Below are 15306 nucleotides of genomic sequence, written 5' to 3'. Positions count from 1 at the left end.
GACTCCTTGCGGGCCGCGCTCAATGCGCGGCGCCGCCGGCCTGGGGCGCGGCGGCGGGGGAAGCGGAGGAAGCAGCGGAAGCGGTGCCGGTGCCGCTGGTGCCGGTGTCGCGCACCGGGCCCAGCAGGCTTTGCGAGAGCTCGGACTCGGCCAGCCAGAAATCGCGTTGCGCGTTGAGCGCGGCGGAGACGGCGCGAGCCTGCGCGCGCGCATCGGCGAGCAGGTCCATCACGCCCACCAGCATGCCGTTGTAGCGCAGCAGCGTCTCGTCCGAGACCTGGCGCGCCAGCGGCAGCAGCTCCTCGCGATGACGCCGCGCGATGCGCCACGCGGTCTCGGCCTGCGCGCGGGCGACGCGGACCTCGGAGCGCGCGTCGATCGCGACCTGCGCGGTGCGTTCGAGCGATTGTCCATAGGCTTCGCGCGCGCCGGCCACGCGGGCCTGGCCGAAGTCGAACAGCGGCAGCTCGACGGTGAGGTCGATGCCGCGTTGCGTCGGGGCCTCGTTGCTGCTGTTGCGCTGCACACCGAGCTGCAGCACGTTCACGCGGCCGGTCTGGCGCGTCAGGCCGAGCTGCGCGGCGAGCTGCTCGGACGCGCGTTTCGCCGCGAGGATGTCCAGCCGCTGCGCGACCGCCTGCCGCTCGAGGTCGTCCGCGGCGCGGAAGTCGGCCGGCACCTCGGGCAGGCGCTCGGGCAGCGTCAGCACGGCGAGGTCGTTGCCCCAGAGGCCGATCGCGCGCACCAGCGACTCGCGGTCGCGCGCGGCCTGGAGCTGCGCCTGCTCCAGCGCGAGTTGCGATTCGGCCAGCACGGCGCGTTCGCGCGCCAGCCGCAGCGCGCTCACGTTGCCGGCCTGGCGCATGCGCAGCGCGAGCTCGGCACCGGCCGAGGCGGAGTCGAGCACGGTGTGCGCGTGTTGGAGTTGCTCCTGCGAGGCGACTGCCTGCACCCACGCGCGACGCGCCTGCGAGGCCACGTCCAGCAGCTGCTGCGCGACGCGGGCCTGCTCGGCGGCCAGGGCGCGAGCGCTGGCGTCCTGTCGCGCGCCGCGGCCGAGCAGGCTCAGCAGGTTGAACTCGAGTCCGCGTTCGATCTCGCGTTCGTCGCCGCGGACCATGCGGCCGATGTTGAGCACCGGGTTGGGCCAGAGCAGCGTCTGCACGCGTTCCGCGTCGGCGATGCCCAGGCCGTACAGGCTGGCCTGCAGGCCGCGGTGATTGAGCAACGCGAGCTGCACCGCGCCCGGCGCGTCGAGCGGACGCGCGAGCAGCGCCTCGGTGCGTGCCCGGGCGGCGGCGCGCTGGTCATCGGTGCGCTGCAGCGGCAGGTCGGCCTGCAGCCAGTCGCGGCTGTGCTGCTGGATCGGCGCGGCGGCCTGTTCCGGCGCGAGCGAGGCGCAGCCAGTGAGGCTCAGCGCGAGCAGCGCCAGCCACGGCGTCCGGGTCAGGCCGAAGGAAGGAGTCGTCGAGGACATCTCGGGCTCCTCAATGGTGGTGATGGCCGCGGGCGGGCGCGGACGCGGCGCTCGCGGGCTTGGGCGGCGCGTTCGCGGCTTGGCTCTCGCGCAGCAGCGCGCGCCAGCCGCCGGCTTCGGCGACACGACGGTTGGCTTGACGCCAGTCGCCAACGCCAGGGTCGGTGACTGCGGCCGCGGAGGCCGCGATAGGTGCCTGGACGCGCGGCGCGGGTGAAGTGATCCGTGCGTCAGCGGGATCAGGGGGCGCAGCCAGGGCCGACCCCAAGGTCAGCGTCAGCGCCAGCAGGCAAGGCAATCGAGAAGACATGGCTTCCTCGCAAGAATTCGGAGCAGTGCCACCGCCTCTGGCCCTCACCCCTGCCCTCTCCCGCAAGCGGGAGAGGGGGTCAACGAGTGGTGGCATGCGCCCCCTCTCCCGCTTGCGGGAGAGGGAGGGGTGAGGGCTGCGGTCGGGGCCCGGCGGCAACGCAAGCGGCGGCTCGTCGAAGACGAGCGCCGGCGTTCAGGCGAGGAAGGATTTGGGCGGCCGCTCGAAGGGCTGCGGCGCGGGCTCGGGCGCGTCGAGCGCGCGGAGCGTGGGGGCGGCGTCGCGCAGGTCCTGCGCGGCCAGCGACAGCGGCGCGATCAGCATCGCGGCGCCGACGCAGCACTGCAGGCAGATGCCGCAGTGGTGATCGGAAGCGTGGTCCATCGACGCGTCGGATGGAGCGTCATGACCATCGTGGGCATCCTGCGCGACGGCGTGATCCATCCCGGTCATGTCGTGGCCGATGGCGCTCATGTCCATGGCGGCCATCTCGTGGCAATCGGTCGGCATTGTCGTGACGACATCGCCGCCCTGCCCGCCGGATGCGCCCATCAGCGCCATGCCGATGCCCATCGTCGCGGCCAGCGCGCCTTGCAGTGGCAAGGTCAGCGCCAGCACGGCGAGCACCAGCCAGCGGCTCCAGAGGAGCCGGCGCGGGCCGAGGTGCTGCGGATGCGACATGGGCGCCGAGTGTAGGCGAGCCCGCCCCGCCCGTCTTAGGTCACCCTGAAGCGCGCGCGGACGCACCATGAGAAAGGGCCGCTCGCGCGGCCCTCTTCTGGCAAGACGATCCTCGCGGATCGCGGAGGTGAACGCCTGCGCGCTCAGTCCTCGTTCTTGAACACGAGCTTGACCTCGTGCGTTTCCTTCTGGCCGCTCGGCTCGAACTTCCAGTCCATCAGCGCGCGGGTGACGGCCTTGTCGAAGACCTTGCGCGGCTCGGCTTCCAGGATCTCCACGCCGGACACCTTGCCATCGGGCTCGATGTTCATCTTGGCGCGCACGGAGCCTTGCGAGATCGACTGGCGGGCGGCTTCGGCCGGGAACTCCGGCGGCACCTTCTTGACGATCTTCGGGGTGGCGTGGGCGGCGCCGGCGGCCAGGGTCAGCGCGGCGGCCAGGCCCAGCAGGGTGCGGGAAACAGTCTTGGTCAGTTGCTTGCTCATCTTTGGGACCTCGTACGTCTTGGGGTGAGGAAATCGGGTTTCCGGTAGGAACTGGGGACGCGATCAGCTCGCGGCCCGCGCGGTGTTGAAGAAGCCGACGGCTTCGACCAGGCGGGAGCTGCTGTCACGCAGCGAATCGGTGGAACGGGTCAGCTCGTCGACCAGCGTGGTGTTCTGCTGCGTCGCGCGGTCCAGCTCGTTCATCGCGTTGTTCACGACGCCGACACCAGCCGCCTGCTCCTGGGCCGAGTGCGAGATCTCCTCGATCAGCTGGCCCATGTTGTTGACCTCGTCCACGACGGAACGGATCGTCGCGCCGGCGTTGTTGACCAGGGCCGTGCCGTTCTCGACCTTCACGGACGATTCCTGGATCAGCACCTTGATCTCCTTGGCGGCCTGCGCCGAGCGCGAGGCCAGCGCGCGCACTTCCGACGCCACCACCGCGAAGCCCTTGCCGTGCTCGCCGGCACGCGCGGCTTCCACGGCGGCGTTCAGCGCCAGGATGTTGGTCTGGAAGGCGATGCCGTCGATCACGCCGATGATGTCGCCGATCTTGCGCGAGCTCGCGCTGATCTCTTCCATCGTCGACACGACCTGGCTCACCACCGTGCCGCCGGCCGAGGCCGACTGGCGCGCCTTGGTGGCGATGCCCGCGGCCTTGCGGGTCAGCTCGCTGGCACCGTTCAGGTTGGAGGCGATCTGCTCGACCGATGCGGCCGTGTTCTGCAGGCTCTCGGCGGAACGCGCGGTGCGGTCCGACAGATCCACGTTGGAGCCGGCGATCTCGTTGGAGTTCTGCGCGACCTCGCCCGCAGCGGCGCTCACGCTGGCCACCACGCCCGACAGCGCGGTCTGCATGTCGCGCATCGCGCCCAGCATCTGCGCCAGCTCGTCGGAGCCCTGCACGTCGATGTGCTGCGACAGGTCGCCCGAGCTGATCGCCTGGGCGGCGTCCTTGGCCTTGCGGGCCGGCACGATGATCGAGCGCGCGATCGTCAGGCCGCCCACGCCGCCGATGATCACGGCGATCACGACCAGCACGCCGGTGATCAGGATCGACTGGTTGGCCAGCTTGGCGCCGCCTTCGGCCAGGTCACGGCCGGCGGTGAACTGCAGGTCCACCAGGCTCTTGAGCGCGTCCTGGTAGTCCTTCTGGACCGGGCGCACTTCCTTGATCAGGGTCTCACGGGCCTCGTCCGGGCTGCCGTCCTGCTGCACGGTCAGGAACTTGGCGACGGACGCGGCGAACCTGGACTGCTGCTCGCGGACCTTGGCCACGGCGTCCTTGTCTTCCTTGACGTCGCCGACCTTGCCCTCGAGCTCGGTCAGCTGCTTCTGGCCGTCTTCCAGCGCTTGCGCGATGTCGGCCTTCTGGCGCTTGATCGCGTTGGCGGTGTCGAGCAGCAGCAGGTCGCGGGACGCGCGGGCGATGACGTTGACGTCGCTCTCCAGGGCGTTGGCGAGCTTGATCTTCACCAGGCTGGAATCGGCCGTCGTGCTCAGGTCATGGGACAGGCGGCTGGCGTTGTGGGCGCCGAAGGCACCGATCACGACCAGCAGCAGGATCAGCAGCGCGTAGCTCAGCGTCAGGCGCTGGCCGATACGCAGGCGGGACAGAAACGACATCGATTCCCTCGCAACGGATGAGTTGTTGAATGGCCGGTCCGCCCTCTCCTCGCAAGCGCTGTTGACGCTTGTGGGGCGGATCCGACCATCGGCTTCGGCGCGATCATCGTTGCACTTGATTCGGGTAATTCATGCCGGTTCCAAGGGCCCGTGAATTCTGACGCGGCACTTGCAACTGAATGAAAACGGGCGTGTGGCCCTCTTGGTAGAAGCCCTAATAAGCCGCTCGTCGCGGTTTCACCATTCCTGCACATTCGTGCGCGTTCCGCGTGCATGCGGCGCGTACCCGCACCGTAACCGCGCAGCCCGTCGCGACGGCGTCCCGCGAGGGGTCAGGCCTTGCCCGCGTCCCCGGCGTCCAGTTCGACGCGATTGCGCCCACCCTGCTTGGCGCGGTACATCGCCGCATCGGCGCGGCGCAGCGGGTCCTCGATGGCCGCGTCGTCCTGGCGCAGCAGCGTCACGCCGATGCTGACGGTGTACGCGATCGCGTTGCCGTCCACGGTCACCGGCGAGGCGGCGACGCGCTCGCGCAGCCGCTCGGTGAAACGCCGCGCGCCGGGCAGGTCGGTGTGGGCCAGTCCGACGACGAACTCCTCGCCGCCGACACGCCCGGGCAGGTCCACGTCGCGCGAGGACGACTTGAGCACCTCGGCCAGCGCGCGGATCACGGCGTCGCCGGCGGCGTGGCCGTGGCGGTCGTTGACCTGCTTGAAGTGGTCGATGTCCAGCATCAGCAAGGCGGACGGCGTCCGGTAGCGGCGCACCGTGCGCAGCAGCGCACGCAGACCCTCCTCCGTGGCCATGCGGTTGGCCAGGCCGGTCAGACCGTCGGTGCGCGAGCGTTGTTCCAGTTCCGCGTTGACCCGGGCCAGCTGCGCGACCAGGGCCTCGGTCGAGCGCAGCCAGCGCGACAGCGCCTGGTAACCGAACTGCGCCACGAACAGCACGATGAGCGTGAAGACCCAGAAGAACACCCACGCCGTGCTGAGCATCAGGCGGGAGGCCTCTTCCAGCCGGCTCCAGTCCTGACTGGCCAGCGCCGCGCGCAGCTGCAGCGAGCCCAGGCCCAGGCTGACCAGCCCATAGCCCAGCACCGCCAGCACGATCACGAACAGCAGGCCCAGGCCCATCGCGCGGCGCCCGCTGGGCGGCGGCGTGAAGAGCGCGGGCCGGGCCAGGATCCAGCGCGACAGCCGCGGCCAGGTCAGCGCCATCAGCGGTCCGCCCAGCAGCGCGCTCTGCAGGAAGGCGCCCAGCCACCAGCCCTGCCAGATCGGGAGCTGGCGCTCGGCGGCGAGGTCATGGCTGAAGTTCCAGATCAGCGCGCCGGCGGAGCTGAACACCGCCGCGACGAAACACAGCGGCACGAAGAAGAGCCAGGCGCGCAGGCTGCGCAGCCCGCGCGGCGCGCCGACGGCGCGGTAACCCAGCGCCAGCACGCCCAGCCCCAGCGGATTGGCGCAGGCGAAGACCGCCGCCCACAGCGGCGCCAGGTGCGCGTCCAGCGCCAGGACGAAGGTCGCCAGCCAGGCCGGCACGGCGCCCCAGCGCCAGCCCATCGTCAGCGTCCACCACAGGCACAGCGGGATGGGCGGGTAGAAGGTCAGGAAGGCGTTGGCGCCGCCCAGGTCCACCGGAATGCCCGACCAGCCCTCGCGCACGGTGGCCAGCCCCAGCCCGATGCAGGCCAGGATCGTCGCCAGCCATCCGCCCAGTACCCAGGCCCGCTCCGCGGGCCGGCCGTGGCGCCACAACGCCCGGATCGACAGGTCGCCCGGGGTCTCGGGCACCAGGTCGCCTGGGCGTTGGAGCGGGTCCATCAGGTCACCGTGGGAGGGGGCGTTTGCGCCGCAGGACGGGGCCGCGAGCCGAAGATCGCCGACCCCACGCGCACCATCGTCGCGCCTTCCAGGATGGCGGCGTCCATGTCGGCGCTCATGCCCATGCTGAGCGTGTCCATGGCCAGGCCCAGCGCGGTGTTGAGCTCGGCCAGCAGCGCCGCCAGCGCCCGGTGCGGCACGCGCTGGGCGTCCAGCGTGTCGGCGGGCTCGGGAATGGCCATCAGCCCGCGCAGGCGCAGGCCCGTCAGCGCGGCCACGGCCCGCGCGACCTCGGCCACCTCGGCCGGGGCCAGGCCGCTCTTGGAGTCCTCGCCGCTGATGTTGACCTGCAGGCAGACGTTGAGCGGGGCCAGCCCGGGCGGACGCTGCTCGGCCAGGCGCTGCGCGATCTTGAGGCGGTCGACGCTGTGCACCCAGTCGAAGCGCTCCGCGACGACCCGGGTCTTGTTGCTCTGCAGGGGCCCGATCAGGTGCCATTCGACCTGATCGCGCAGGTCGGCCAGCGCCTCGATCTTGTCCACGCCCTCCTGGACGTAGTTCTCCCCGAAGCGGCGCTCGCCCGCGAGGAAGGCTTCTCTCACATCCGCGGCCGGGAAAGTCTTTGTTACCACCAGCAGCGTGACGGTGTCCACAGACCGCGACGCCTGCAGGCAAGCCCTCTCAATGCGGCCATGGAGCTGTTGTATGTTCTCGGAGATCGTCGCCATAATCGCCAACGCTTTTCTTCATCCCATGGACATCACCCAACTGCTGGCATTCTCGGTCAAGAACAAGGCCTCCGACCTTCACTTGTCCGCGGGACTGCCCCCCATGATCCGCGTCCATGGCGACGTGCGGCGCATCAACGTCGAGGCCCTCGAGCACCGCCAGGTGCACGACATGGTCTACGACATCATGAGCGACGCCCAGCGCAAGACCTACGAGGAGACGCTGGAAGTCGACTTCTCGTTCGAGATCCAGGGCCTGGCGCGCTTCCGCGTCAACGCCTACAACCAGAACCGCGGCGCGGGCGCCGTGTTCCGGACCATTCCGAGCAAGATCCTGACGCTGGAGCAGCTGAACTGCCCCAAGGTGTTCACCGAGCTGGCGATGAAGCCGCGCGGCATCGTGCTGGTCACGGGGCCGACGGGCTCGGGCAAGTCGACCACGCTGGCGGCGATGGTCAACCACCTCAACGAGAACGAGTACGGCCACATTCTGACCGTCGAGGACCCGATCGAGTTCGTGCACGAGTCCAAGAAGTGCCTGGTCAACCAGCGCGAGGTCGGCCCGCACACGATGAGCTTCGCCAACGCGCTGCGCTCGGCGCTGCGCGAGGACCCTGACTGCATCCTGGTCGGTGAAATGCGGGACCTGGAGACCATCCGCCTGGCGCTGACCGCGGCGGAAACGGGTCACCTGGTCTTCGGCACGCTGCACACGTCCTCGGCCGCCAAGACGGTGGACCGGATCGTCGACGTGTTCCCCGCGGCCGAGAAGGACATGGTCCGCGCGATGCTGTCGGAATCGCTGCAGGCGGTGATCTCGCAGACGCTGTGCAAGACCAAGGACGGCAGCGGCCGCGTGGCGGCGCACGAGATCATGCTGGGCACCGCGGCGATCCGGAACCTGATCCGCGAGAACAAGATCGCGCAGATGTACTCGTCGATCCAGACGGGCAACAACCTGGGCATGCAGACGCTGGACCAGTGCCTGACCGACCTGGTCCGCCGCAACGTCATCAGCCCCGCCGAGGCGCGCGCCAAGGCGAAGATGCCCGAGAACTTCCCCGGCTGAACGCGCGCGGCCGGACCACCACCACAACGACAACATCGACCGGAGTCCGGACGGCTGAGCGCCGGGCGGCCGGCGACCAGGAAGGGACCCCGCCATGGAGCGCGATCAGGCCACCAAGTTCATCAACGATCTGCTTCGCCTGATGGTGTCGCGCAAGGGCTCCGACCTGTTCCTGACGGCCGAGTTCCCGCCCGCGGTGAAGGTCGACGGCAAGGTGACCAAGGTGTCGCCTCAGCCGCTGACCGGCCAGCACACGCTGCAGCTGGCGCGGGCGATCATGAACGACAAGCAGGCCGCGGACTTCGAGCGCACGAAGGAATGCAACTTCGCGATCTCGCCGCAGGGCATCGGCCGCTTCCGCGTCAACGCCTACATCCAGCAGGGCCACGTGGCGCTGGTGCTGCGGACGATTCCGCAGACGCTGCCCACGGTGGAGTCGCTGGAGCTGCCGCCGATCCTGAAGGACGTGGTGCAGACCAAGCGCGGCCTGGTGATCCTGGTCGGCGCGACGGGCTCGGGCAAGAGCACCTCGCTGGCGGCGATGGTGGACCACCGCAACGAGACGACCTACGGCCACATCATCACGATCGAGGATCCGGTCGAGTTCGTGCACCCGCACAAGAACTGCATCGTCAGCCAGCGCGAAGTCGGCCTCGACACCGAAGGCTGGGAGCAGGCGCTGAAGAACACGCTGCGTCAGGCGCCGGACGTGATCCTGATGGGTGAGATCCGCGATCGCGAGACGATGGAGCACGCGGTGGCCTTCGCCGAGACGGGTCACCTGTGCATGGCCACGCTGCACGCCAACAGCGCCAACCAGGCGCTGGACCGGATCATCAACTTCTTCCCGGAAGAACGCCGCGCGCAGCTGCTGATGGACCTGTCGCTGAACCTGAAGGCGCTGGTGTCGCAGCGGCTGCTGCCGCGCCAGGAGGGCAAGGGCCGGATCGCCGCGGTGGAGATCCTGCTGAACACGCCGCTGATCAGCGACCTGATCTTCAAGGGCGAGGTGGGCGAGATCAAGGAAATCATGAAGCGCTCGCGCGAGCTCGGCATGCAGACCTTCGACCAGGCGCTGTTCGACCTCTACGAGTTCGGCAAGGTGACCTACGAGGACGCGCTGCGCAACGCCGACTCGGTGAACGACCTGCGCCTGCAGATCAAGCTCAACAGCGAGCGGGCGCGCAGCGGCGATCTGTCGTCGGGGACGGAACACCTCACGATCGTCTGATCACAACCCCGCTTTGGGCGCTCCGCGTCGTTGTGAATCCTCGCCATAGCGCTGCTATGGCTGTGGTTCACGCCTAGCGGTGCATCCCAAATCGGGGCTGCGATAGGGCCACAATTGGTGGGTATTCAATACCCTCCGACAGGTCCCTCCATGAGCAGCATCGGCCAGCGTTCCTACGAATCGACCCCTTCCCAGCGCGTGTCCTTCCTGGGACTGGGCGTGATGGGATTCCCGATGGCCGGCCACCTGGCCAAGGCCGGGCAGCAGGTCACCGTCTACAACCGCTCCGCCGCCAAGGCGCAGGCCTGGACCGCCGAGTTCGGCGGCGCCTCCGCCCCGACGCCGCGTGAAGCGGCCCAGGGCGCCGACATCGTCTTCTGCTGCGTCGGCAATGACGCCGACCTGCGCTCGGTCGTGCTGGGCGACGACGGCGCCTTCGCCGGGATGAAGCCGGGTGCGGTCTTCGTCGATCACACGACCGCGTCCGCCGAGGTCGCGCGCGAGTTGGCCGCCGAGGCGGCGAAGCGCGGGTTGCATTTCATCGACGCGCCGGTGTCCGGCGGACAGGCCGGCGCGGTCAATGGCGCGCTCACCGTGATGTGCGGCGGCGACGAGGCGGTCTTCGCCCGTGTCCAGCCGGTGGCGATGCACATGGCCAAGGCCGTGACGCGGGTGGGCGAGGCCGGCGCGGGCCAGCTCGCCAAGATGGTCAACCAGATCTGCATCGCGGGCATCGTCCAGGGACTGTCCGAGGCCATCGCTTTCGGTCAGAAGAGCGGCCTGCCGATGCCGCTGGTGCTCGACGTCATCGGCAAGGGCGCCGCGCAGAGCTGGCAGATGGACAACCGCGGCAAGACCATGGTCGAGGACAAGTTCGACTTCGGCTTCGCCGTGGACTGGATGCGCAAGGACCTGGGGCTGGTGCTCGATGAAGCGCGGCGCAATGGCGCCCGGCTGCCGCTGACGGCGCTGGTGGATCAGTTCTACGCGGACGTGCAGGAGATGGGCGGCAATCGCTTCGACACGTCGAGCCTGATCAAGCGCCTGCGCTGAAGAACTGAGGTCTGGAAGTACGCAGACCGCCAATCGATCGCCCTCGCCCGCGAAGCGGGAGAGGGAGGGGTGAGGGCTCGGCGAAGGGCACCGTGCCCGCACACGAGCCCTCACCCCAACCCCTCTCCCGCTCCGCGGGCGAGGGGCTAAAGAAAAACGGCGCCACCCGCGAGGGAGGCGCCGTTTGTCGTTGGGGAGAAGCCGATCAACCCGGCTGACCGCCGCCCAGCACCTTGTAGAGCTGCACCTGGTTCTGCAGCTGCGCCAGCCGCACCTGCAGCGCGGCCTGGCGCGCGGCGAAGCTCGCGCGCTGCGCATCCAGCAGGTCCAGGCTGGACGCCGCGCCATTGCGATAGCTCAGATCCACCAGCTCCAGCCGCGTGGCCTCGGCCGTGGCCTGCGCTTCCTGCGCGCGCAGCTGCTCATCCAGCGTCGCCCGGCCCGCCAACGCGTCCGCCACTTCCTTGAAGGCCGTCTGCACGGTCTTCTCGTACTGGGCGACCGCGATCTCGCGGTTGGCCCGCGCCGCCGCCACGTTGTTGCGCACCCGGCCCGCATCGAAGATCGGCATCAGCGCCGACCCCGCGATGTTCCACGCCGTCTGGCTGAACAGGTCCTTCAACGCGCTGCTCGCCGTGCCCACGCTGCTCGTCAGCGAGATGCTCGGGAAGTACGCGGCCCGCGCCACGCCGATGTTGGCTTCCGCCGCCACCAGCTGCTGCTCGGCCTGACGCACGTCCGGACGGGTCACCAGCACCTGCGACGGCAAGCCCGCCAGCAGCGCGCCCATCGTCTGATCGCTCAGCGGCTGCGCGGCCGTCAGCGACTCCGGCAGCGGCTGCCCCACCAGCAGCGTCAGCGCGTTCACGTCCTGCTGGCGCGTGCGCTCGGCCTGCGCCAGCGTCGCGCGCGCCGATTCATACGAGGACTTCGACGTGCTCAGGTCCAGGTTGGACGCCGCGCCGTTGTCGAACTTCAGCTGCATCAGCTTCAGGCTGTCCTCGCGCGTGGTCAGCGTCTGGCGGGTCAGCGCGAGCAGCTCCTCGTCGGCCTGCACCGCGAGATAGGCCTGCGCCACACCCGCGATCAGGCTGATCTGCGCCGTGCGCGCCGCCTCGCCGGTGGCCAGGTACTGCGCGAACGCCGCGGCGCTCTGGTTCTTCACGCGGCTGAACAGGTCGATCTCATACGAGGTGATCTGCAGACCCGCCTGATAGGCGCTGACGACCTTGCTGTCGCCGTTGGACGTCGTCTGCGGCCCGCGCGAGGCCGACAGCCCCACGTTGACCGTCGGCCAGCGGCTGGCCGCCGTGACGTTGGCCTGCGCCTGCGCCACGTCGACGTTGAGCAGCGCGACCCGCAGGTCGCGGTTGTTCTTCAGCGCCAGCTCGATCAGCTGCTTCAGCCGCTCATCGCGGAAGAACTGCTGCCATTGCAGCTCGGTGGCCGCCTTGGCGTCCGACGCCTCCGCGCCCGGGCCCTGCGGCCACTGCGGCGACACCGGCGCCTCGGGGCGCTGGTGCTCGGGGGCCAGGTTCACGCAACCCGCCAGCAGCGCCACGGTCGCGGCCGCGGCGGCCATCACAGAAAGTTTTCTCGTCATCATCGTCAGACTCCGTCCGCGTTGCGGGCCGTCGCTGCGGCAGTCGCGGCATTGGGGCCATCGAGCTCATGCGCGTACATCTTGCGCTGGCGCTCGCTGCCCTTGAAGAAGCGGCGCACCACCAGGAAGAACACCGGCACGAACACCACCGCCAGCACCGTCGCGCTCACCATGCCCGACAGCACACCGGTGCCGATCGCGCGCTGGCTCGCCGAGCCGGCGCCGCTCGCGAAGAACAGCGGCGTCACGCCCAGGATGAAGGCCATCGAGGTCATGATGATCGGACGGAAGCGCAGGTGCGCCGCCTCCAGGATCGACTCCACGAGCCCCTTGCCCTGCGCCTGCAGGTCCTTGGCGAACTCGATGATCAGGATCGCGTTCTTCGCCGACAGGCCGATGATCGTGATCAGGCCCACCTTGAAGTACACGTCGTTGGGCATGCCGCGCAGCGTCGCGCCCAGCAGCGCGCCGAACAGGCCCAGCGGCACCACCAGCATCACCGACAGCGGAATCGACCAGCTCTCATACAGCGCGGCCAGGCAGAGGAACACCGCCAGCAGCGAGAACGCCAGCAGGATGCTTGCCTGCGAGCCCGACAGCTGTTCCTCGCGGGACAGGCCGGTCCACTCGAAGCCGATGCCCGCGGGCAGCTGGGCGACCATGTTCTCCAGTTCCTTCATCGCCTCGCCCGAGGACACGCCCGCGGCCGGATCGCCGGCCAGGCGCATCGCCGGATAGCCGTTGTAGCGCGCGGCCTGCATCTGGCCCGTGATCCAGCGGCTGGTCGCGAAGGCCGAGACCGGCACGTTCCCGCCCGACGCGTTCGTCACGTTGAGCTTGAGCACGTCTTCCGGGGTCGAGCGGCGCGCCGCGTCGGCCTGCACCACGACGCGCTGCATGCGGCCGGCGCTCGGGAAGTCGTTGATGTAGGCCGAGCCCAGCTGCGTGCCGAGCACGCGGGTGATGGTGTCGAACGAGACGCCCAGCGCCTGCGCCTTGGCGCGGTCGATGTCGATCTGCAGCTGCGGCGCGTCCTCCAGGCCGTCCGGACGGATGGTGCCGATCAGCTTGCTCTTCTGCGCCATGCCCATCAGCTGGTTGCGCGCGTTGAGCAGGGCCTCATGGCCCAGGCCGGCGCGATCCTGCAGGCGCAGCGCGAAGCCGGTCGCGTTGCCCAGTTCCTGGATCGGAGGCGGCGACAGCGGGAAGATGAACGCGTCACGCACGCCCACCATCATCGCGCCCATCACCCGGCCGGCCAGCGCCGAGGCCGAGTGCTCCGCGCCCTTGCGCTCGTCCCAGGGCTTGAGCGGCACGAACACCAGCGCCGCGTTCTGGCCCTGGCCCGAGAACGAGAAGCCGATCACGCCGATGGTGTCGGCCACTTCCGGCTGCTTGTGCAGGAACTGCTCGACGGCGGCCACGGCGGCTTCCGTCCGATTGGACGTCGCGCCCGGGGGCAGCTGCACGTTGACGATCAGGTAACCCTGGTCCTCATTGGGCAGGAAGGACGTCGGCAGCGAGCGGTACAGCCAGCCCACCAGCGCGACCACGGCGACGAACGCGACCATCATCGGACCGGCGCGCTTGAGCAGCTTGGCGACCCAGCCCTCGTAGCCCTTGGCGGTGCGCGAGAAGCCGCGGTTGAACCAGCCGAAGAAGCCGCGCTTCTCGTGGTGGTGACCGGCGTCGACCGGCTTGAGCAGCGTCGCGCAGAGCGCGGGCGTCAGCGACAGCGCCATCAGCGCCGACAGCGCCATGGACGCCACCATCGCCAGCGAGAACTGGCGATAGATGTTGCCCACCGAGCCCGCGAAGAACGCCATCGGGATGAACACAGCGATCAGCACCGTGGTGATGCCGATGATGGCGCCCGAGATCTGGCCCATGGCCTTCTTGGTCGCCTCGCGGGGGGACAGGCCCTCCTCGCTCATGATGCGCTCGACGTTCTCGACGACGACGATCGCATCGTCGACCAGGATGCCGATCGCGAGCACCATGCCGAACAGCGTCAGCACGTTGATCGAGAAACCCATCGCCAGCATGATCCCGAAGGTGCCCAGCAGCGCCACCGGCACCACCAGCGTGGGGATCAGCGTGTAGCGCCAGTCCTGCAGGAACAGGTACATCACCAGGAACACCAGCACGATCGCCTCGATCAGCGTCTCCACCACCTGCGCGATGGAGATCTGCACGAACTTGGACGAGTCGTACGGCACCTTGTATTCGACGCCCGCGGGGAAGTACTTCTTGAGTTCCTCCATGCGCGCCTTGACCGCCTTGGCGGTGCCCAGCGCGTTGCCCGACGGCGAGAGCTGCACGCCCACGCCGGTGGACGGCTGGCCGTTCAGGCGGGCGTAGGTGCTGTAGCTCTGGCCGCCCATCTCGATGCGCGCGACGTCCTTGAGCTTCACGGTGGAGCCGTCGGTGTTGGCGCGCAGCACGATGTTGCCGAACTGCTCCTTGTTCTCGAGCTGGCCCTTGACCACGATCGTCGCGGACATTGTCTGCGAGCTCGTGTTGGGGCGGTCGCCCAGCACGCCGGCCGGCACCAGCGCGTTCTGCGCGGTGATGGCGGCGTTGACCTCGGCGGGGCTGAGCTTGAACGACTCCATCTTGGCCGGATCCAGCCAGATGCGCATCGCCTGCTCCGAACCGAACAGCTGCGCCTGGCCGACGCCGGCGATCCGCTGGATCTCAGGCACGACGTTGCGGGCGGCGTAGTCGCCCAGCGCGATCGGGTCCATCGAGCCGTCCTTGGACGACAGCGTCACGAACAGCAGGAAGTTGGAGCGCGCCTTGTCGACGCGCACGCCCTGCTGCGTCACCGCGGCGGGCAGCCGGGGCGTGGCGCGCGAGAGCCGGTTCTGGACTTCCACCTGGGCCAGGTCGATGTTGGTGCCCGACTCGAAGGTCACCGTGATCGCGCCCGTGCCGTTGGCCTGGCTGACCGACTCCATGTAGGCCAGCCCCGGCGCGCCGTTGAGCTCCTGCTCGATGACGGAGATCACCGCCTCGTCCAGGGTCTTGGCGGATGCGCCCGGGTAGGCGACGTTGATCGACAGCGACGGGGGCGCCACGGTCGGGTACTGGGCCACCGGCAGCTGCGTGACCGCGACGCCGCCGAAGACCAGGATGAACAAGGCGATCACCCACGCGAAGATGGGGCGATCAATGAAGAAACGTGCCATGTCTTGGGTCCTTCCTGAGCGTCAGGCGC

12 protein-coding genes are annotated in these 15306 nt (G+C 69.3%); 3 read left to right on the top strand and 9 right to left on the bottom strand.

What is annotated here, in order from left to right; all coding sequences use genetic code 11:
- Positions 1 to 19: 19 nt before the first annotated feature.
- From ACNI65_RS00775 to ACNI65_RS00745, 7 genes are all read right to left on the bottom strand, one after another.
- Positions 20 to 1477 (bottom strand): TolC family protein, encoded by a 1458-nt coding sequence (locus ACNI65_RS00775; protein ID WP_416760654.1) that lies wholly within the window; start codon positions 1475 to 1477, stop codon positions 20 to 22.
- Between the two features lie 10 nt (positions 1478 to 1487).
- Positions 1488 to 1787, bottom strand: a complete 300-nt coding sequence (locus ACNI65_RS00770) for a hypothetical protein (RefSeq protein ID WP_416760653.1) — start codon at positions 1785 to 1787, stop codon at positions 1488 to 1490.
- Positions 1788 to 1982: 195 nt separating this feature from the next.
- Positions 1983 to 2468, bottom strand: a complete 486-nt coding sequence (locus tag ACNI65_RS00765) for a hypothetical protein (RefSeq protein ID WP_416760652.1) — start codon at positions 2466 to 2468, stop codon at positions 1983 to 1985.
- 143 nt (positions 2469 to 2611) lie between these two features.
- The gene (locus ACNI65_RS00760; protein WP_416760651.1) at positions 2612 to 2953 is read right to left on the bottom strand and encodes an energy transducer TonB; all 342 of its coding nucleotides are present in this window, start codon (positions 2951 to 2953) and stop codon (positions 2612 to 2614) included.
- Between the two features lie 63 nt (positions 2954 to 3016).
- Positions 3017 to 4579, bottom strand: coding sequence for a methyl-accepting chemotaxis protein (locus tag ACNI65_RS00755; RefSeq protein WP_416760650.1), 1563 nt, complete (start codon positions 4577 to 4579; stop codon positions 3017 to 3019).
- Positions 4580 to 4911: 332 nt separating this feature from the next.
- Positions 4912 to 6402, bottom strand: a complete 1491-nt coding sequence (locus ACNI65_RS00750; protein WP_416760649.1) for a diguanylate cyclase — start codon at positions 6400 to 6402, stop codon at positions 4912 to 4914.
- Positions 6402 to 7130: a YggS family pyridoxal phosphate-dependent enzyme gene (locus ACNI65_RS00745; protein ID WP_416760648.1), complete on the bottom strand. Its 729-nt coding sequence runs from the start codon at positions 7128 to 7130 to the stop codon at positions 6402 to 6404. The genes ACNI65_RS00750 and ACNI65_RS00745 overlap by 1 nt, the downstream gene beginning before the upstream one ends.
- Positions 7131 to 7155: 25 nt before the next feature.
- Between ACNI65_RS00745 and ACNI65_RS00740 the strand changes: the two genes are divergently transcribed.
- The 3 genes from ACNI65_RS00740 to ACNI65_RS00730 all read left to right on the top strand — a co-directional run bounded on the left by ACNI65_RS00740 (position 7156) and on the right by ACNI65_RS00730 (position 10483).
- Positions 7156 to 8199, top strand: coding sequence for a type IV pilus twitching motility protein PilT (locus ACNI65_RS00740; protein ID WP_416760647.1), 1044 nt, complete (start codon positions 7156 to 7158; stop codon positions 8197 to 8199).
- A 94-nt stretch (positions 8200 to 8293) separates the two neighbouring features.
- Positions 8294 to 9430 (top strand): PilT/PilU family type 4a pilus ATPase, encoded by a 1137-nt coding sequence (locus ACNI65_RS00735; RefSeq protein ID WP_416760646.1) that lies wholly within the window; start codon positions 8294 to 8296, stop codon positions 9428 to 9430.
- A gap of 150 nt (positions 9431 to 9580) precedes the next feature.
- Entirely contained in the window at positions 9581 to 10483 is a 903-nt protein-coding gene (locus tag ACNI65_RS00730; RefSeq protein WP_416760645.1) for an NAD(P)-dependent oxidoreductase, read from the top strand.
- A gap of 205 nt (positions 10484 to 10688) precedes the next feature.
- Here ACNI65_RS00730 and ACNI65_RS00725 read toward each other — a convergent pair whose 3' ends face one another.
- Both ACNI65_RS00725 and ACNI65_RS00720 read right to left on the bottom strand, forming a co-directional pair.
- Entirely contained in the window at positions 10689 to 12089 is a 1401-nt protein-coding gene (locus ACNI65_RS00725) for an efflux transporter outer membrane subunit (RefSeq protein ID WP_416760644.1), read from the bottom strand.
- A gap of 2 nt (positions 12090 to 12091) precedes the next feature.
- Complete coding sequence (locus ACNI65_RS00720; protein ID WP_416760643.1) at positions 12092 to 15277, bottom strand: efflux RND transporter permease subunit; 3186 nt, start codon at positions 15275 to 15277, stop codon at positions 12092 to 12094.
- Positions 15278 to 15306 lie beyond the last annotated feature (29 nt).

The sequence above is a fragment of the Roseateles sp. So40a genome (assembly GCF_048081605.1).
GTDB lineage: Bacteria > Pseudomonadota > Gammaproteobacteria > Burkholderiales > Burkholderiaceae_C > Roseateles.
The sequence above is the reverse complement of the archived record's forward strand: the minus strand, read 5'-3'. Positions and strand labels throughout refer to the sequence as shown.

What these genes read in the sequence shown, in the direction of transcription:
- ACNI65_RS00770 (WP_416760653.1), bottom strand. Translation starts at nt 1,787, where the DNA reads ATGTCTTCTCGATTGCCTTGCCTGCTGGCGCTGACGCTGACCTTGGGG.
- ACNI65_RS00720 (WP_416760643.1), bottom strand. Translation starts at nt 15,277, where the DNA reads ATGGCACGTTTCTTCATTGATCGCCCCATCTTCGCGTGGGTGATCGCC.
- ACNI65_RS00745 (WP_416760648.1), bottom strand. Translation starts at nt 7,130, where the DNA reads ATGGCGACGATCTCCGAGAACATACAACAGCTCCATGGCCGCATTGAG.
- ACNI65_RS00750 (WP_416760649.1), bottom strand. Translation starts at nt 6,402, where the DNA reads ATGGACCCGCTCCAACGCCCAGGCGACCTGGTGCCCGAGACCCCGGGC.
- ACNI65_RS00765 (WP_416760652.1), bottom strand. Translation starts at nt 2,468, where the DNA reads ATGTCGCATCCGCAGCACCTCGGCCCGCGCCGGCTCCTCTGGAGCCGC.
- ACNI65_RS00760 (WP_416760651.1), bottom strand. Translation starts at nt 2,953, where the DNA reads ATGAGCAAGCAACTGACCAAGACTGTTTCCCGCACCCTGCTGGGCCTG.
- ACNI65_RS00730 (WP_416760645.1), top strand. Translation starts at nt 9,581, where the DNA reads ATGAGCAGCATCGGCCAGCGTTCCTACGAATCGACCCCTTCCCAGCGC.
- ACNI65_RS00725 (WP_416760644.1), bottom strand. Translation starts at nt 12,089, where the DNA reads ATGATGACGAGAAAACTTTCTGTGATGGCCGCCGCGGCCGCGACCGTG.
- ACNI65_RS00740 (WP_416760647.1), top strand. Translation starts at nt 7,156, where the DNA reads ATGGACATCACCCAACTGCTGGCATTCTCGGTCAAGAACAAGGCCTCC.
- ACNI65_RS00735 (WP_416760646.1), top strand. Translation starts at nt 8,294, where the DNA reads ATGGAGCGCGATCAGGCCACCAAGTTCATCAACGATCTGCTTCGCCTG.
- ACNI65_RS00775 (WP_416760654.1), bottom strand. Translation starts at nt 1,477, where the DNA reads ATGTCCTCGACGACTCCTTCCTTCGGCCTGACCCGGACGCCGTGGCTG.
- ACNI65_RS00755 (WP_416760650.1), bottom strand. Translation starts at nt 4,579, where the DNA reads ATGTCGTTTCTGTCCCGCCTGCGTATCGGCCAGCGCCTGACGCTGAGC.